This is a genomic window from Pseudomonas sp. H3_E04 (genome assembly GCF_054668915.1).
Map to the genome: position 1 here is coordinate 3,521,952 of NZ_CP162797.1, position 16,742 is coordinate 3,538,693.

15 protein-coding genes are annotated in these 16,742 nt (G+C 61.3%); 9 read left to right on the forward strand and 6 right to left on the reverse strand.

From position 1 onward, the window contains the following. Window positions 1-208 precede the first annotated feature (208 nt). The 4 genes from AB4N53_RS15865 (at window position 209) to AB4N53_RS15880 (ending at window position 4,151) form a co-directional block, all read left to right on the forward strand. On the forward strand, window positions 209-1,504 hold the full coding sequence (locus tag AB4N53_RS15865; protein WP_460121598.1) for an NCS2 family permease: 1,296 nt from the start codon (window positions 209-211) through the stop codon (window positions 1,502-1,504). Beyond that, entirely contained in the window at window positions 1,501-2,580 is a 1,080-nt protein-coding gene (trmA, locus tag AB4N53_RS15870) for a tRNA (uridine(54)-C5)-methyltransferase TrmA (RefSeq protein WP_460121600.1), read from the forward strand. The genes AB4N53_RS15865 and trmA overlap by 4 nt, the downstream gene beginning before the upstream one ends. A gap of 270 nt (window positions 2,581-2,850) precedes the next feature. Continuing rightward, window positions 2,851-3,291 (forward strand): type II 3-dehydroquinate dehydratase, encoded by a 441-nt coding sequence (aroQ, locus tag AB4N53_RS15875; RefSeq protein WP_460121602.1) that lies wholly within the window; start codon window positions 2,851-2,853, stop codon window positions 3,289-3,291. A gap of 5 nt (window positions 3,292-3,296) precedes the next feature. Further along, complete coding sequence (locus AB4N53_RS15880; RefSeq protein ID WP_460121604.1) at window positions 3,297-4,151, forward strand: shikimate dehydrogenase; 855 nt, start codon at window positions 3,297-3,299, stop codon at window positions 4,149-4,151. A 117-nt stretch (window positions 4,152-4,268) separates the two neighbouring features. On the opposite strand, the gene AB4N53_RS15885 is transcribed toward AB4N53_RS15880, so the two are convergent. After that, the gene (locus AB4N53_RS15885; RefSeq protein WP_460121606.1) at window positions 4,269-4,946 is read right to left on the reverse strand and encodes a TetR/AcrR family transcriptional regulator; all 678 of its coding nucleotides are present in this window, start codon (window positions 4,944-4,946) and stop codon (window positions 4,269-4,271) included. Between the two features lie 102 nt (window positions 4,947-5,048). Then, window positions 5,049-6,950 (reverse strand): 3-dehydroshikimate dehydratase QuiC, encoded by a 1,902-nt coding sequence (gene quiC / locus AB4N53_RS15890; protein WP_460121608.1) that lies wholly within the window; start codon window positions 6,948-6,950, stop codon window positions 5,049-5,051. 352 nt (window positions 6,951-7,302) lie between these two features. Between quiC and AB4N53_RS15895 the strand changes: the two genes are divergently transcribed. Further along, the gene (locus AB4N53_RS15895; RefSeq protein WP_024014417.1) at window positions 7,303-8,640 is read left to right on the forward strand and encodes an MFS transporter; all 1,338 of its coding nucleotides are present in this window, start codon (window positions 7,303-7,305) and stop codon (window positions 8,638-8,640) included. Window positions 8,641-8,771: 131 nt separating this feature from the next. On the opposite strand, the gene AB4N53_RS15900 is transcribed toward AB4N53_RS15895, so the two are convergent. After that, entirely contained in the window at window positions 8,772-9,650 is an 879-nt protein-coding gene (locus AB4N53_RS15900) for a DMT family transporter (protein WP_016773077.1), read from the reverse strand. A 391-nt stretch (window positions 9,651-10,041) separates the two neighbouring features. Here AB4N53_RS15900 and ypfJ point away from each other — a divergent pair, with 391 nt between their 5' ends. Together ypfJ and AB4N53_RS15910 are read left to right on the forward strand one after the other, a co-directional pair. Continuing rightward, complete coding sequence (gene ypfJ / locus AB4N53_RS15905) at window positions 10,042-10,926, forward strand: KPN_02809 family neutral zinc metallopeptidase (protein ID WP_110646124.1); 885 nt, start codon at window positions 10,042-10,044, stop codon at window positions 10,924-10,926. Beyond that, a complete protein-coding gene (locus tag AB4N53_RS15910) occupies window positions 10,927-11,880 on the forward strand; it encodes an alpha/beta fold hydrolase (protein WP_460121611.1) in 954 nt (317 codons plus the stop codon). Between the two features lie 132 nt (window positions 11,881-12,012). On the opposite strand, the gene AB4N53_RS15915 is transcribed toward AB4N53_RS15910, so the two are convergent. The 3 genes from AB4N53_RS15915 to AB4N53_RS15925 all read right to left on the reverse strand — a co-directional run bounded on the left by AB4N53_RS15915 (window position 12,013) and on the right by AB4N53_RS15925 (window position 14,153). After that, complete coding sequence (locus tag AB4N53_RS15915; protein WP_460138948.1) at window positions 12,013-12,606, reverse strand: HAD family hydrolase; 594 nt, start codon at window positions 12,604-12,606, stop codon at window positions 12,013-12,015. Beyond that, entirely contained in the window at window positions 12,603-13,472 is an 870-nt protein-coding gene (gene tesB, locus AB4N53_RS15920; protein ID WP_016773073.1) for an acyl-CoA thioesterase II, read from the reverse strand. Before tesB ends, AB4N53_RS15915 begins: the two co-directional genes overlap by 4 nt. Window positions 13,473-13,583: 111 nt before the next feature. After that, window positions 13,584-14,153: a GNAT family N-acetyltransferase gene (locus AB4N53_RS15925; protein ID WP_110603105.1), complete on the reverse strand. Its 570-nt coding sequence runs from the start codon at window positions 14,151-14,153 to the stop codon at window positions 13,584-13,586. A gap of 82 nt (window positions 14,154-14,235) precedes the next feature. On the opposite strand from AB4N53_RS15925, the gene AB4N53_RS15930 reads away from it, so the two are divergent. Together AB4N53_RS15930 and AB4N53_RS15935 are read left to right on the forward strand one after the other, a co-directional pair. Then, complete coding sequence (locus AB4N53_RS15930; protein WP_460121613.1) at window positions 14,236-15,156, forward strand: histone deacetylase family protein; 921 nt, start codon at window positions 14,236-14,238, stop codon at window positions 15,154-15,156. Window positions 15,157-15,449: 293 nt separating this feature from the next. Then, entirely contained in the window at window positions 15,450-16,694 is a 1,245-nt protein-coding gene (locus AB4N53_RS15935; RefSeq protein WP_460121615.1) for a TIGR03862 family flavoprotein, read from the forward strand. The last annotated feature ends 48 nt before the right edge of the window (window positions 16,695-16,742 follow it).

Here is a 16,742-nt window from a genome sequence, read left to right on the forward strand (position 1 = left end):
CAAAAAATCAGCGCGCAGTATGGCGCAGTTGTCGGCTGCGCAAAACTTCGCCGACGATCGACACCAACATCCGCCAAATTCCTCACGCGACTGGTATGATGCGCGGCTTTTTCCGGCCCACGACAATTTCCCAGGCGCTTGCGACGGTCTGTGCTTTGCTGTTGAGGTCGATACATTCACGGCGCCACGCGCGCCACGGGGAGCAGACATGCTGGAAAGGCTGTTTCAACTCAAGGCACACAACACCAACGTGCGCACCGAAATTCTTGCGGGCGTCACGACTTTCCTGGCCATGGCTTACATTCTGTTCGTCAACCCGAGCATCCTCGGCGAGACCGGCATGGACAAGGGCGCGATTTTCGTCGCCACCTGTCTGGCGGCCGCCATCGGTTCGACCGTAATGGGCCTGATCGCCAACTACCCGATCGCCCTCGCTCCGGGCATGGGTCTGAATGCCTTCTTTACCTACACCGTGGTTCTGCACATGGGTCACACCTGGCAAGTTGCGCTGGGTGCGGTGTTCATTTCCGCCGTGCTGTTCTTTCTGCTGTCGATATTCCGCATCCGTGAATGGATCATCAATGCCATCCCGCTGCCACTGCGCTCGGCGATCGCCGCCGGTATCGGTCTGTTCCTGGCATTGATTGCCTTGCACAACGCCGAAATCGTGGTCGGCAATTCGGCGACCATGGTCGGCCTCGGTGATCTGACCAAACCGGCACCGATCCTTGCGACAATCGGCTTCGCTGTGATCGTCGCCCTCGAAGCGCTGAAAGTGCGCGGTGCGGTGCTGATCGGCATTCTCGCTGTGACCATCGCCTCGATCGCGCTGAATGTCACCAAGTTCGGCGGCATCATGTCGATGCCGCCGTCGCTGGCGCCGACCTTCCTGCAACTGGATATCAAAGGCGCACTGGACATCGGTCTGGTCAGCGTGATCTTCGCCTTCCTGTTCGTCGACCTGTTCGACAACTCCGGGACCCTGATCGGCGTCGCCAAGCGCGCCGGCCTGATGGGCAAGGACGGCCACATGCCGAAAATGGGCCGTGCGCTGATCGCCGACAGTACGGCGGCCATGGCCGGTTCGCTGCTGGGCACGTCGACCACCACCAGTTACATCGAATCCGCAGCCGGCGTCAGTGCCGGTGGCCGCACTGGCCTGACCGCCATCGTCGTGGCAATCCTGTTCCTGCTGGCGCTGTTCTTCTCGCCGCTGGCGGCCAGTGTTCCGGCTTTCGCCACCGCGCCAGCGCTGCTGTTCGTCGCCGTGCTGATGACTTCCGGCCTGGCGGAAATAGACTGGGACGACATCACGGTGGCTGCGCCGGTTGTGGTTACCGCGCTGGCCATGCCGTTCACCTATTCGATCGCCAACGGCATCGCCTTCGGCTTCATCGCCTGGACCGCCATCAAGCTGCTGTCCGGCCGTGCCCGTGAGCTGAACCCGGCACTGGTGATTCTGTCGATTCTGTTTGTGATCAAACTGGGTTGGTTCAACGCATGACTTTCGATTCTCAAGCCTACGCCGAACAACTCGAAGCCAAGGTCACGCGCTTGCGTGATCTGCTGGCGCCGTTCGATGCACCTGCGCCGACGGTGTTTGATTCGCCGTTGCAGAACTTTCGCCTGCGCGCCGAGTTTCGTCTGTGGCGCGAGGGCGGCGAACGGCATTACGCGATGTTCTCTCAGGACGACAAGCGCACGCCGATCCTCATCGAGCAATTCCCTATCGCCAGCCTGCGCATCAACCAGTTGATGCCGCAGTTGAAGGCCGCGTGGCAAGCCAGTTCGGCGCTGAGCCACAAGCTGTTCCAGGTCGAATTCCTGACCACGCTGGCCGGCGACGCGATGATCACCCTGTGCTATCACCGCCCGCTGGACGAGCACTGGCATGCGGCAGCCACTCAGTTGTCGGCCGATCTCGGCGTGAGCATCATCGGCCGCTCCAAGGGCAAGCGCGAAGTGCTCGGCCAGGACTATGTCGTCGAGAAACTCGACGTCGGCGGCCGCACCTTCAGCTATCGCCAGCCCGAAGGCGCGTTCACCCAGCCCAACGGCACGGTGAACCAGAAGATGCTCAACTGGGCATACGAAGCCCTGGGTGATCGCAGCGACGATCTGCTCGAGTTGTACTGCGGCAACGGCAACTTCACCCTGCCGCTGGCCACCCGCGTGCGCAAAGTGCTCGCTACCGAAATCAGCAAGACGTCGGTCAACGCAGCCCTGAGCAATCTCAGCGAAAACGCTGTGGATAACGTTACGCTGGTGCGTTTGTCCGCCGAGGAACTGACCGAAGCGCTCAACGAAGTGCGCCCGTTCCGCCGCCTGCAGGGCATCGATCTGAAGAGCTACGAGTTCGGCAGCGTTTTCGTCGATCCGCCGCGCGCCGGCATGGACCCGGACACCTGCGAACTGACCCGGCGCTTCGACAACATCCTCTACATCTCCTGCAACCCGGACACCCTGGCGGCCAACATCGCCCAGTTGCATGACACGCACCGTATCACCCAGTGCGCGATGTTCGACCAGTTCCCGTGGACCCATCACATGGAATCCGGTGTGCTGCTGACCCGGCGTTGATCACGGGTAGCTGATACGAAAAAGCCGTCGTGATTGACGGCTTTTTTGTGGGTGCTCTAAAAGATCGCAGCCTTCGGCAGCTCCTACATGTGGAACGCGGTTATCTGTAGGAGCTGCCGAAGGCTGCGATCTTTTGATCTGTGCGATCACCGAACATAAAACGCCAAGGTCATTCCTGTTCAATTGACCGATGTAACCATCTAGTACATTTTATCTCCACAGGCTGAACCCTCTCGGCCGATGCCAAAAACAATAAGTGGAGTTGCCCCCATGCCCCCTATCGTTCTGGTGCTTAACGGCCCGAACCTGAACCTGCTCGGCACCCGCGAGCCGGCGACTTATGGTCATGAAACCCTGGCGGATATTTCGGCGCTGTGTGGTCGTGCGGCTGACGAGTTCGGCCTGACCGTGGAATTTCGCCAAACCAATCATGAAGGCGAGCTGCTCGACTGGATTCACGCCGCACGCGGTCGTTGTGCCGGGATCGTGATCAATCCGGCGGCGTGGACGCACACGTCCGTGGCGATTCGCGATGCCTTGGTTGCCAGTGAGCTGCCCGTGATCGAGGTGCATCTGTCCAACGTGCATGCCCGCGAGCCGTTCCGTCATCATTCGTTTGTTTCCGGCATTGCCACGGCGGTGATGTGCGGGTTCGGCAGCCATGGTTATCGCCTGGCGCTGGAGCATTTCCGCCAGCGGTTGCAGAGGTAAGAACCATGTCGCGTTCCAAGGTGATACTCGCCGGGCTGATCGGCGCCGGAATTCAGGCTTCGCGCACGCCGGCACTGCATGAGCACGAAGGGGATGCGCAAGGCCTGCGCTATCTGTACCAGCTCATCGACCTCGATCAATTGCGCCTCGACAGCACGGCCCTGTCCGACTTATTGCAAGCGGCCGAGCGGATGAACTACACCGGGCTGAACATCACTTTCCCGTGCAAACAGGCCGTCATCCCACTGCTCGACGAATTGTCGCCGGAAGCACGAGGTATCGGCGCGGTCAACACCGTGGTGCTGAAGGACGGCAAGCGTGTCGGCCACAACACCGATTGCCTCGGTTTCGCCGAGGGGTTTCGCCGGGGTCTGACGGACGTTGCGCGCGAACGTGTCGTCCAGATGGGCGCTGGCGGCGCAGGCGCGGCAGTGGCCCACGCACTGCTCAGCGAAGGCGTACGGCAACTGACGATTTTTGATGTTGATCGCGAGCGCGCGGAAAGTCTGGCAAACAATCTGAATCAACATTTTGGCGCCAGTCGCGCGCAGGCCGGAGGGGATTTGCCCGGAGCGCTGGCGCAGGCCGATGGCCTGGTCAATACCACGCCGATGGGTATGGCCAAGCTGCCGGGTTCACCGGTGCCGGCCGGGTTGCTGCGCAAGCAAATGTGGGTCGCGGAAATTGTGTATTTCCCGCTGGAAACCGAACTGCTGCGCGACGCCCGCGCTTTGGGTTGCCGCACGCTGGATGGCGGCACCATGGCGGTGTTTCAGGCGGTGAAGGCGTTTGAACTGTTCAGCGGCGTGGTGCCGGATGCGCAGCGCATGCTTGAGCATTTTCAGCGCATGAATGGCTGAACGACAGGGTAACTCTCGTGGGAGCGAGCCTGCTCGCGAAGGCGTCGGATCAGTCAACGAACATGGCGACTGATACGCCGCTTTCGTGAGCAGGCTCGCTCCCACAGGGAGATCGAGTCAGGCCTTCAGGTAGCGCAACACCGACTCGCAGATCATTTCCCGATGGCGCTGTTTGATGGCTTCATCCGGCAGGTCGATCTGGAAGATCTCCCCCAGCGTGTGGCGGTTCGACACGCGATAGAAGCAGAACGAACTGATCAGCAGGTGCACATCCAGCGCATCGATGCCACGCCGGAACAAACCTTCGTCCGCACCCCGCTGCAGAATTCCGCCCAAGGTGTCGAGGATCGTGTTGTTCAGCGCCTTGATCGCATCGGAACGCTTTACGTACTCGGCGTTGTGGATGTTTTCGATGCTGACGATGCGCACGAAATCGACGTTGCGGTCGTGGTGATCGAAGGTGAATTCCACCAGCCGACGGATCGCCAGCTCGGGCGGCAACTCATCCAGATGCAGGCGGTTTTCCGTGCTGCGGATATCGCCGTAGAGTTTCTCCAGCACCTCGACGTACAACTGCTCCTTGCTGCCGAAGTAGTAATAGATCATGCGCTTGGAGGTGTGGATGCGCTCGGCGATCGCGTCGACGCGGGCGCCGGACAGGCCCTGCTGGACGAACTCGACGATCGCCTCCTGGAGAATGTTCTCGCGGGTCTTTTCCGGGTTGTTCTTGCGACTCTTGCGCGGCACTGCCTCGGACTCGACAGCAGCGGCGGAAAGTTCTGAATTCATGGTCATCGCGGGCTCACGGCCATCACTGCACAAGCTGGCGATTATGGGCCGCGCGGGACAGTGAAGGAAGCCGCGCAGCCGGTGTTTAATCCCGCGTTTACGAATTCCCTACAACTTCGCCTGACGCACCGCACCGCTGCGGGATTTGGCCATCGCCGCCAGCCGCACCGCAACGTTGGCCGCGCCATAACCGGCGTAACCGTTCTTGCGCTGGATGATCTCGAAGAAGAACCGCCCCTCGAACGGCTCGGTGTAGACATGAAACAACTCGCCGCCCTGGGCGTCACGGTCGTAGAGCACGTTGTAATAGGCCAGTTCGCTGAGGAATTCATCGTCGAAATCGAAGCGCGCCGCGAGGTCGTCGTAGTAATTCAACGGAATGTCCAGCAGCGGCACGCCGGCCTCTTTGGCGCGACTGACCTGGGCAAAGATGTCGTCACAATCGAAGGCGATGTGGTGCACACCGGAGCCGCGATAACTCGATAGCGCATGCGAAATGGCGGTGTTGCGGTTCTCCGAGATGTTCAGTGGCAAACGGATCGAACTGTCGCGGCTGCGCAATGCGCGGCTCTTCACCAGACCGTACGGATCGGGCAAAACCACTTCGTCGTTGGCCTCGAAATCCAGCAGGCTTTTATAGAACAGCACCCAACTGTCGAGACTGTCCGCCGGCAGCGCCATGGCCATGTGATCGATACGCTTGAGGCCGCCACCGGTCTGCGCGCCCGGCAACAGATTGAAATCGGTGCCGTATACGTCGGCTTTCTCATCGACCAGATAAATCAGGCTGCCGTCCGGTGCACGCACCGCCGCCAGTTCCAGTTCATTCGGCCCGACCAGCCCGCGATAAGGCTGCCCCTTGTAAGCGACCGCGCGGGCCAGCGCACTGGTGCTGTCCTTGACCCGAACCGCCGTGGCGCACAGCGACGGGCCGTGGGCCTCGAAAAAGCTGTGAGCAAACGAATAAGGCTCGGAGTTGAGAATCAGGTTGATATCGCCCTGACGCAGCAGGCTGACACTTTTCGAGCGATGCTGGCCCGCCTTGGCAAAACCGAGGCGTTGCAGCCAGTGACTGAGCTTCGCGCCGAGCGCTTCGTCGACGGCAAACTCGAGAAATTCAACGCCGTTGTATTCACTGGCCTGCGGCGTTTCGAAAAGAATTTCACGGTTGGCTACCGGCGTCGCTTCCTGCTCGAGACGCTGACGGGTCTTCTCTTCCAGATACAGCAGCGAACGCAAACCGTCGGCGGCGTTGGCCCGTGGCGGCGCGGCGCGGAAGCCGTCGTTGAAGATTTCCAGCGACAGCGGCCCGCTATAGCCACTCTTGATGATCGGCGCGAGGAAACCCGGCAGATCAAATTCGCCCTGCCCCGGGAAACAACGGAAATGCCGGCTCCACTCCAGCACATCCATGGCCAGGATCGGCGCGTCGGCCATTTGCACGAAAAAGATCTTGTCGCCGGGAATATCGGCGATCGCGCGTGGATCGCCCTGCAGCGACAGGGTGTGGAAGCTGTCGAGCAGCACGCCGAGATTGGGGTGATCAGCCTGACGGACGATGTCCCAGACCTGTTGATAAGTGTTGACGTGCCGGCCCCAGGCCAGCGCTTCGTAACCAATGCGCAAGCCACGGGCAGCGGCGTGTTCGGCCAGCAGGCGCAAATCATCGACGAGGATTTGTTGATCGCCGACACTGTCCGGCGAGGCGTTGCTGCAGACCAGCACCAGGTCGGTGCCAAGTTCCTGCATCAGATCGAACTTGCGCTCGGCGCGCTCCAGATTACGCGCCAGGCGATCGCGGCGGCAGCCTTCGAAGTCACGGAACGGCTGAAACAGGGTGATGGCGATGCCGAGATCGGCGCACATCTGTTTAATTTCCCGGGGACTGCCGTCGTAGTACAGGAGGTCGTTTTCGAAAATCTCCACGCCGTCGAACCCGGCGGCGGCAATGGCTTCGAGTTTTTCCGGCAGGGTGCCGCTCAAGGAAACGGTGGCAATGGAACGCTGCATGTTTCAACTCCCGGACTGCGCCGCTTTTATGTAGGAGCTGCCGAAGGCTGTGATCGTTTGATGTTGCTTTTCAGATCAAGATCAAAAGATCGCAGCCTTCGGCAGCTCCTATAAGGGAATGGGTTTTTATAGTGAGGGAAATTATTGGCTGCATCACTGCGCGCAGCAATTTAAAGTGTACTACCCGGTTAGTTTTGCGTGCGATTATCGAACACTAAGGCGATTTGGCGAATTGACGATTTTTTGTTCACTGCCCAACATCGGTTGCACATCGAGTCCGGCCACTAACCACCGGGCAAGGTGTTCGACAAAATAGAACACCAAATAACAAATCCAAAAACGGGTGGAACACATGATTCCTTCACAGACTTCCCGCATGGCTCCGGCCATGAGCACTGCCACGGGTGGCATTGGCGACAAGATCCGCGGCGCCATGGCCGTCGGCAAGACCCGCTGGGGCATGCTGGCGCTGGTGTTTTTTGCCACCACCCTCAACTACATCGACCGCGCCGCCCTCGGCGTCATGCAGCCGATCCTCGCCAAGGAAATGAGCTGGACGGCGATGGACTACGCCAACATCAACTTCTGGTTTCAGGTCGGCTACGCGATCGGCTTTGTCCTGCAGGGACGACTGATCGACCGGGTCGGCGTCAAGCGCGTGTTCTTCTGCGCCGTGCTGCTCTGGAGCCTGGCCACCGGCGCCCATGGCCTGGCGACTTCGGCAGTCGGCTTCATGGTCTGCCGCTTCATCCTCGGTCTGACCGAAGCGGCCAACTACCCGGCCTGCGTGAAGACCACTCGCCTGTGGTTCCCGGCCGGTGAACGTGCGGTCGCTACTGGCATTTTCAACGCCGGCACCAACGTCGGGGCGATGTTCACGCCGATGCTGCTGCCTCTGGTACTTCACGTGTGGGGCTGGCAAGCGGCATTCCTGTGCATGGCCGCACTCGGCGGGATCTGGCTGTTGTTCTGGGGCTTGAAGTACTTCAATCCGGAAGACCATCCGACGGTGAAACAGTCGGAACTCGATTACATCCAGCAGCAGGTCGAACCGGAACAGGCCCGCGTGCCGTTCAGCAAGATCCTGCGCATGCGCGGCACCTGGGCCTTCGCCCTCGCCTACTCCCTGACCGCGCCGGTGTTCTGGTTCTATCTGTACTGGCTGCCGCCGTTTCTCAATCAGCAATACAACCTCGGCATCAACGTGACGCAGATGGGTATTCCGCTGATCATCATCTACGTCACGGCTGACTTCGGCAGTGTCGGCGGCGGGATTCTGTCCTCGTTCCTGATCGGTCGCGGCATGAATTCGATCAAGGCGCGGCTGCTGTCGATGTTGCTGTTTGCCTGCTGCATCATCGGCGTGGTCATGGCCGCCGGTTCAGCGAATCTGTGGGTGGCGGTGGCGGCGATCTCGTTGGCGATCGGCGCGCATCAGGCCTGGACTGCGAACATCTGGAGCCTGGTGATGGACTACACGCCCAAGCACATGATGAGCACGGTGTTCGGCTTCGGCGGCATGTGCGCGGCGATCGGCGGGATGTTCATGACTCAGATCGTCGGCCACATCCTCACCGTCACCAACAACAACTACACAGTGCTGTTCACGCTGATTCCGGCGATGTACTTCCTCGCACTGACGTGGATGTACTTCATGGCACCGCGCAAGATTCCGACCGTTACCGAATAACCTGCCTGCATACATCCCATTGTGGGAGCGAGCCTGCTCGCGAAGGCGTCACGTCAGCCACCGAATATGGCGACTGACACACCGCTTTCGCGAGCAGGCTCGCTCCCACAAGTTGTACCGGGATCCGCTCTTCAGCGCCGGCTCTGCTGCCAAGCCGCCGCCAATCCGCTGCAACAGATCACCGCAATCCCGATCACCGTCAACCCGCTCGGGGTGTGATTGAACAGCAGCCAGCCCAACAACCCGGCAAAGACGATCTGGCAATAGCCGAACGGCGCCAGCAATGCCGGTGCGGCGTGGCGGAAGGCCTGGGTCAGGAACAGATGCGCCGTCATCCCGCAGCTGCCCAGCGCGAGCATCAGCGCGGCGTGAGTCCACGTCGGCACTTGCCAGAAGAACGGCACCAGCGCGCTCATCACCAGGGTATTGCACAGGCCGGCGAAGAAGTTGCTGGTGGTCGGGCTGTCCACTTCGGCGAGCTTGCGCGTCAGCAGTTGGTAGAAGCAGAAAAACAACGCCGAGCAGAACGGCAGCAGGATCGCCGGGGTGAACAGTTCGCCGCCCGGGTGGACGATGATCAGCACGCCGATGAAGCCGCAGATCACCGCGATCCACTGCCCGCGCGTCACCCGTTCCTTGAGCAGCGGCACCGACAATGCGGTGACCAATACCGGTGCGAGAAAGTTGACCGCCGTGGCTTCCGCCAGCGGGATGTACAGCAGTGCCGTGGTGAAAAACAGGCTGGTGCCGAGCAGGCACAGGGCACGGGCGAGTTGCCATAACGGCTTCTTGGTGCGCAGCACACGCAAGCCGGACTGCGGCAGAAAAATCCCCGCCATCAACAAGGTGTGCACCACATAGCGCGCCCACACCACCATCACGATCGGATAAAAACCGGAGAGGTATTTCGACAAGGCGTCGTGGCTGGAAAACAGGAACGTCGCCACGACAATCAGCAAGATCCCCTTGAAGGGCTGGTTGACACCGGAGAGCGGGGTGCTGACGGTCATTGGCAATCTCTGAAAAAATACCCGGGCGAGCGTTCGCGCTGGCGGCAATCGGTTTGGCAATCATAGTCGGCTGAGCTTTCAGCAACCGCACGGGTTGCACGCTTCTTCGCCGGAAAACCGCCGCCAGGTAAAAACTTGAGGCAAGATTCCCGCCACTTCGGCGCCCGGCAAGTGTGCAACATCACAGACTGCGGTCGAAACAGCGGGTTCATGAATTCGACGGAAGAAATTCCACTCGGGATTGAATTCACGGCTCGCTCGACCGTCAATACCAGGCCCGCACCACGTGGGCGCGTGTGCATGGACGGACGACCGGACTGGCGCCACACTCACACAGCGGCAACACTCATCACCAGCAGATTCATCACCGGCAATAAAAGAGGATTCCCACATGCTATGGAAAAAAGGCCGACGCAGTGACAACGTCGTCGACGCCCGGGGTGATGATGCCGGCGGTGGCGGCGGCATGCGCTTCGGTGGCGGCAAGGGTCTGAGCCTGACGGCCATCGTGCTGATCGTCGGCATCGGCTGGCTCACCGGCCAGGACCCGATGCAGATTCTCGGCCAGTTGACCGGGCAGATGGAGCAACCGGCGGCTACTTCGCAAACCCGTCAGGCGCCGCCGGCCAATGATGAACAGGCTGAGTTCGTCCGCTCGATCCTCGGCGACACCGAAGACACCTGGGGCCCGATCTTCCAGCAGGCCGGACGCCAATACAAAGACCCGACGCTGGTGCTGTTCAGCAACCGGGTGAACTCCGCGTGCGGCATGGCCACTTCTGCCACCGGCCCGTTCTATTGCCCGGCCGACCAGAAGGTCTATCTGGACATGGCGTTCTTCCAGGAAATGTCGCAGCGTTTCAAGGCCGCTGGCGATTTCGCTCAGGCTTATGTGATTGCGCACGAAGTCGGCCACCATGTGCAGACGCTGCTGGGCGTCTCGGCGAAGATGCAGGCGGCGCGTCAGCAAGGCCGGCAGATGGAGGGCGACGGCGGCTTGCTGGTTCGCCAGGAATTGCAGGCCGACTGTCTCGCCGGCGTCTGGGCGTATAACGCGCAGAAACGCCTGAACTGGCTGGAACCGGGCGACATCGAAGAAGCCTTGAACGCCGCCAACGCCATCGGCGATGATCGCTTGCAGCAACAGGGTCAGGGCCGAGTGGTCCCGGACTCGTTTACCCACGGTACGTCAGCGCAAAGGGTGCGCTGGTTCAAAACCGGATTCGCGCAAGGCCAGGTAAGCCAGTGCGACACCTTCGCGGCGAAAACCCTGTAAATGCATAAATGGCTTGTGGCGTTACTGTTCTTCGTCGGCACTGCGCAAGCGGCCGGCGTCGATGCGATCAGCCCCGGTCGCCTGCAACTCAAGGCCGGGGAAATGGCAGTGGGCATCGGCCCGGCGCCGGAGAAGATCGAGCGAGTGCTGATCGTGATTCACGGTCGCCTGCGCAACGCCGAGACCTATCGCAAAAGCGCGGAAAGCGCCGCCGAACTCGCCGGACAGACCGCGCACACGCTGGTGATCGCTCCGCAGTTTCTCAATGAAAGCGACGTCACCCTGTATTCCTTGCCGCCGACGGTGCTGCGCTGGCAGGGCAACGAGTGGATGGGCGGCGGCTTGTCCACCGGGCCGAATCCGCTGAGTTCCTACGCGGCGCTGGACGAAATCGTCGCGCGGGTCAGCGACCGCAAACAGTTTCCGGACGTGAAGCAGATCGTGATCTTCGGCCACTCCGGCGGGGGTCAGGTGGTGCAGCGTTACGCCCTGCTGGCCAAGGATCAGCCGGCACTCAAGGCCAACGGCATTCGCTTGCGCTATGTAGTGGCCAATCCTTCGTCCTATGCGTACTTCAACGAGCAGCGGCCAGTGGCGTTCGATCACGCGCAATGCCCGGGTTTCAATCGCTGGAAGTACGGGCTGGCGGACATGCCGGTGTATGCCGGTGGGCGAACGCCGTTGCAAGTTGAGAGCGCTTACGTCAAACGCGAGGTGATCTATCTGCTCGGGCAGCAGGACGTCGACCCGGAACATCCGGCGCTGGACAAGAGTTGCGCGGCCGAGGCGCAAGGGGCTTACCGGTTGATGCGCGGGAAGATGTATTTTGGCTATTTGCTGCGCCGGCATCCCGAGGGGGTCAATCAGCGGCTGGTTGAAGTACCCGGGGTCGGACATGACGGGGATGGCATGCTGACGTCGGCGGAGGGGCAGAAGGCTTTGTTTGATCAGTAGGTTTTGTGTTGAATGTACCGGCCTCTTCGCGAGCAATCCCGCTCCCACATAGGAATGAATGCCACGTTTGGAATGTATTTCCCTGTGGGAGCGAGCCTGCTCGCGAAGGGGCCGGCTCAGGCGACGAAGATGTCAGGCTGAGAGCATCCGCCGCAACTCAACACAATCCCTCGCATGCCAATCGGTCAGTTCCGGCCATGGGTTATCCGGCAGGTTCACCAACACCGTCCGCGCCCCCGCTGCTCGGCCGCAATCCAGATCAAAACGGTAATCACCGACCATCACCATGTCACTGGCCGGCACTTGCCAGGCTTCGGCCAGCTTCAGCAAACCGCCGGGATGCGGCTTTGGCGGCGCTTCGTCGCGGCCCAGCACATCCTCGACCGCGAAGCAGTCAGCCAGGCCGATCGCCTCCAGCGTCACGTGCGCCAGTTCCCGCGCATTGCGGGTGAGAATGCCAAGGCGATAACCGCGCGCATGCAGGTCGCGCACCAGCTCCACCGCGCCAGTGGCCGGGGTCGAGCCCAATGCCAGATCGCGTTCATGTTCCAGCAACCAGGCATGCTTGGCCGCTGCTTCATCCGCTGGCAATGCGGCGAGATGGGTGAGGATGTCGTCCTCTGGCGGAATCGCCAGTGCCACGCGAATCGCCGCGAAATCATGCACGGCGACGGTCAGCGTGCCGTCCATGTCGAACACCCAATGACGAACCTCGGTCAGGCTCATGCCCAGTCCTTGCGATGGCGGATCAGGCCTTCCTGAGTCACCGAAGCGACCAGTTGCCCGGCGCGGTTGAACACGCTGCCACGGGAAAAACCGCGCGAGTTGCCGGCCCACGGGCTGTCCATCGCGTAGAGCAACCAGTCATCGGCGCGCAGATCATTGTGGAACCACAGCGCGTGATCGAGGCTGGCGACCTGCATGTCCTTCTGCCAGACCGACTTGCCGTGGGGCAGCATCGACGTGGTCAGCAGGCCGAAGTCCGAGGCGTAGGCCAGGAGGTATTTGTGCAGCGCAGGAATGTCGGCCAGGGCGCCGTCGGCGCGGAACCACACATATTTGATCGGATCGGCCGGTTGCGGGTTGTACGGATCCTTTTCGGTGACCGGGCGTACTTCGATCGGCTTCGGGCACAGCAGTTTTTCACGCATGTGCTCGGGAATCAGGTGCGCACGCTGCTGGATCAGTTCCAGCTCCGAGGGCAGGTTTTCCGGGCCGACCACCGCCGGCATCTGGCCCTGATGCTCGAAGCCTTTTTCGTCGTACTGGAACGAAGCGCTGCAGGTGAAGATCGGGTGGCCCTTCTGGATCGCCGTTACGCGGCGGGTGCTGAAGCTGCCGCCATCACGCACGCGATCAACCGAATAGACCACCGGCAACTTGGCATCGCCCGGGCGCAGGAAATAACCGTGCAGCGAGTGCACATGGCGCGCCTCTTCCACCGTCTGACTGGCCGCCGACAGTGACTGGCCGAGCACCTGACCGCCGAACAACTGGCGGAACCCCAGATCCTGGCTGCGGCCACGGAACAGGTTTTCTTCGATCGGCTCCAGGGTCAGCAGATCGACCAGATCTTCCAGCACTTGGCTCATTCAGACTCTCCTCACACAAAGCAATGGCCGCGCAGTCTTGGCTGCGGCGGACGATTCAGGTTCTGGCACGGGCCAAATACGATGGCGGCCATTGTAAACGTCCGTGTCGGCTTATTCATGCAAGGTTTGCAGCCATTGTTCGCGGCTGATGCGATACAGGACATGCCGACGCAACGGGTGATCGAGCGCAAGCCTGGGGTGATCGAAATCGTCCTGCGGGTCGTGATGCATGCCGATCGCCTGCATGACCTTCTCCGACTGCGCATTCTGCCCGGCGGTAAACGAGACGATTTCCTCCAGTTTCAACTGGTCGAAACCCGCGCGCAGTGCGGTCCACGCCGCTTCGCTGGCGTAACCCAAGCCCCAGTGTTCCTTGGCCAGACGCCAGCCGATCTCCACCGCCGGGGTAAACGGCGCATCGAAGCCGACCACGCCCAACCCGGTGAAACCGATGAACTCGCCCGTGTCCTTGCGCTCCAGCGCCCACAGACCAAAGCCGTGCTCGGCAAAATGCCCACGCACGCGGCCGATCAATGCGGCACTTTCGAGCCGGGTCAACGGCGCTGGAAAGTAGCGCATCACCTGTGGATCGGCGCACATCGCGGCGAATGCCGGCAAATCCTCGTCCTGCCACTGACGCATCAACAACCGCGCGCTTTGCAGCTCCAGTATCGGCTCCATCGTCCCCTCCATTTCCATGCCGTTGAGTCTACATCGCTGGTAGGATCGTTCATTCTTTCCCTGGTTCTGCGCGAAACAAGCCATGCCCTTGCCGTTGATCTATCACGAAGACTACAGCCCCGATTTTCCCGCGGATCACCGCTTTCCCATGGACAAGTTCCGGCTGCTGCGCGATCACCTGGTCGACAGCGGCCTGACCCGCGACGCCGACCTGCTGCGCCCGCAGATCTGTCCCAACGACATCCTCGCCCTCGCCCATGACCGCAGCTATATCGAACGCTACATGAGCGGCGAGTTGTCCCGCGAAGACCAACGGCGCCTCGGCCTGCCGTGGAACGAGGCGCTGGCGCGACGCACCGTGCGCGCGGTGGGCGGCTCGATCCTGGCCGCAGAGCAAGCGCTGGAACATGGCCTGGCCTGTCACTTGGCCGGCGGCACCCATCACGCTCACTACGATTACCCCGCCGGGTTCTGCATCTTCAATGACCTGGCGATTATCAGCCAGTACCTGTTGCAGAGCGGCCGGGTCAATCGCGTACTGGTTTTCGATTGCGACGTGCACCAAGGCGACGGCACCGCGCGGATTCTGCATGACACGCCGGAGGCGATTACCGTTTCCCTGCACTGCGAAAAGAATTTTCCCGCACGCAAAGCCGAAAGTGACTGGGACATTCCGCTGCCCAAAGGCATGGGTGATGCCGATTATCTGCAGGTGGTCGATGACACGCTCAATTACCTGCTGCCGCTGTATCAACCGGATCTGGTGCTCTACGACGCTGGCGTCGATGTGCACAAGGACGATGCCCTCGGTTATCTGCAACTGACCGACGCCGGCGTGGCCGAGCGCGATGAACGGGTGATGCGCCACTGCCTGGGCCGCGACATCCCGGTGGTCGGGGTGATCGGCGGCGGCTACAGCAAGGATCGCCACGCCCTCGCCCGCCGCCACGGCATCCTCCATCACAGCGCGCAACGGGTCTGGGATTCACACGGCTGTCACTGAAACGTGCTGCGTTACCCACAATCGCTGTGGAACTGCCTGTGGATAACCTGAGCGAAAGGGACTGCAGGCCATGCTGGGCATGGCGCACAGCGCACTGTTTATTTTTTAACCAGCCTCGAAATACACCGCAGCCCCGGTGGGAGCGAGCCTGCTCGCGAAAGCTTTAGCACCCACAACATCTAATTGACTGACAGACCGCGTTCGCGAGCAGGCTCGCTCCCACATGATGTCTCCCACAGGGTTCAGCGCTGTTAGAATGCGCGCCTTGTCCCGCCATACCGCAGCGCACGCCCATGACTGAGAATTCCGCTCCCGCCAACACCCACGTCGCCATCATCGGCGGTGGCCCCGCCGGCCTGATGGCCGCCGAAGTGCTGAGCCAGGCCGGAATTCGCGTCGACGTTTTCGACGGCATGCCATCGGTCGGGCGCAAGTTCCTGCTGGCCGGGGTCGGCGGCATGAACATCACCCACTCCGAAGCCTACCCGGCGTTCCTCGCACGCTACGCCGAACGCGCACCGCAGATCGCCCCGCTGCTGCGCGCATTCGATGCCGATGCCTTGTGCCAGTGGATTCACCAACTGGGCATCGAAACCTTCATCGGCAGCTCCGGCCGTGTATTCCCCACCGACATGAAAGCGGCGCCGCTATTACGCGCCTGGCTCAAGCGCCTGCGCGACAGCGGCGTGGTTATCCACACCCGTCATCGCTGGCTCGGCTGGGACGCAAATGGAGCAATGCGCATCGACAGTCCGGAAGGCGAAATCAGCGTAAACCCCGACGCCACCCTGCTCGCCCTAGGCGGCGGCAGTTGGTCGCGGCTGGGCTCGGATGGCGCGTGGATGTTGCCGCTGGAGCAGCGCGGCGTGGATCTGGCGCCGTTGCAGCCAAGCAATTGCGGCTTCGAGGTGCAAGCCTGGAGCGAGCTGATGGTGAGCAAATTTGCCGGCGCGCCGCTGAAAAACATCGCCATCGGGTTAAACGACGATATCCCGCGTCTGGGCGAATGCGTGATCACCGCGACCGGCATTGAAGGCAGTCTGATTTATGCGCTGTCCGCGCCGATTCGCGAAGAGATCAATCGCTATGGCGCGGCGGTTATCCACATCGACCTGCTGCCCGGCCGGCCTGTGGATAAATTGCAGGCGGCGCTGAGCAAACCACGCGGCGCGCGCTCAATGGCCAAGCATCTGCACAGTCAGGTGGGGATTGATGGGGTTAAGGCAGCGTTGTTGCGCGAGCTGACCGATGCCGAAACCTTCGCCGATCCGGCGCTGTTGGCGCGAGCGATCAAAGCGTTGCCGCTGACCCTGGTGAAAACCCGTCCGCTGGATGAGGCAATCAGCAGCGCCGGTGGCGTGCGGTTCGAGGCGATGGATGAGCGTTTGATGCTCAAGGCGTTGCCGGGGGTGTTTTGTGCCGGCGAGATGCTCGACTGGGAAGCGCCGACGGGCGGCTACTTGCTGACCGGGTGTTTCGCCAGCGGGCGCGCGGCAGGGCTGGGAATGGTGCAGTGGCTTAAGCACAAAACCCTGTAGGAGCTGACGAGTGAAACGAGGCTGCGATCTTTTGATCTTTAAAACCAA

Excerpts from the sequence above, each read along its gene's own strand:
- tesB (WP_016773073.1), bottom strand. The coding sequence starts at position 13,472 with ATGAGCCAAGTGCTGGAAGATCTGGTCGATCTGCTGACCCTGGAGCCG.
- AB4N53_RS15915 (WP_460138948.1), bottom strand. The coding sequence starts at position 12,606 with ATGAGCCTGACCGAGGTTCGTCATTGGGTGTTCGACATGGACGGCACG.
- AB4N53_RS15910 (WP_460121611.1), top strand. The coding sequence starts at position 10,927 with ATGCATAAATGGCTTGTGGCGTTACTGTTCTTCGTCGGCACTGCGCAA.
- AB4N53_RS15880 (WP_460121604.1), top strand. The coding sequence starts at position 3,297 with ATGTCGCGTTCCAAGGTGATACTCGCCGGGCTGATCGGCGCCGGAATT.
- AB4N53_RS15930 (WP_460121613.1), top strand. The coding sequence starts at position 14,236 with ATGCCCTTGCCGTTGATCTATCACGAAGACTACAGCCCCGATTTTCCC.
- ypfJ (WP_110646124.1), top strand. The coding sequence starts at position 10,042 with ATGCTATGGAAAAAAGGCCGACGCAGTGACAACGTCGTCGACGCCCGG.
- AB4N53_RS15900 (WP_016773077.1), bottom strand. The coding sequence starts at position 9,650 with ATGACCGTCAGCACCCCGCTCTCCGGTGTCAACCAGCCCTTCAAGGGG.
- AB4N53_RS15865 (WP_460121598.1), top strand. The coding sequence starts at position 209 with ATGCTGGAAAGGCTGTTTCAACTCAAGGCACACAACACCAACGTGCGC.
- AB4N53_RS15935 (WP_460121615.1), top strand. The coding sequence starts at position 15,450 with ATGACTGAGAATTCCGCTCCCGCCAACACCCACGTCGCCATCATCGGC.
- trmA (WP_460121600.1), top strand. The coding sequence starts at position 1,501 with ATGACTTTCGATTCTCAAGCCTACGCCGAACAACTCGAAGCCAAGGTC.
- AB4N53_RS15925 (WP_110603105.1), bottom strand. The coding sequence starts at position 14,153 with ATGGAGCCGATACTGGAGCTGCAAAGCGCGCGGTTGTTGATGCGTCAG.
- aroQ (WP_460121602.1), top strand. The coding sequence starts at position 2,851 with ATGCCCCCTATCGTTCTGGTGCTTAACGGCCCGAACCTGAACCTGCTC.
- quiC (WP_460121608.1), bottom strand. The coding sequence starts at position 6,950 with ATGCAGCGTTCCATTGCCACCGTTTCCTTGAGCGGCACCCTGCCGGAA.
- AB4N53_RS15895 (WP_024014417.1), top strand. The coding sequence starts at position 7,303 with ATGATTCCTTCACAGACTTCCCGCATGGCTCCGGCCATGAGCACTGCC.
- AB4N53_RS15885 (WP_460121606.1), bottom strand. The coding sequence starts at position 4,946 with ATGACCATGAATTCAGAACTTTCCGCCGCTGCTGTCGAGTCCGAGGCA.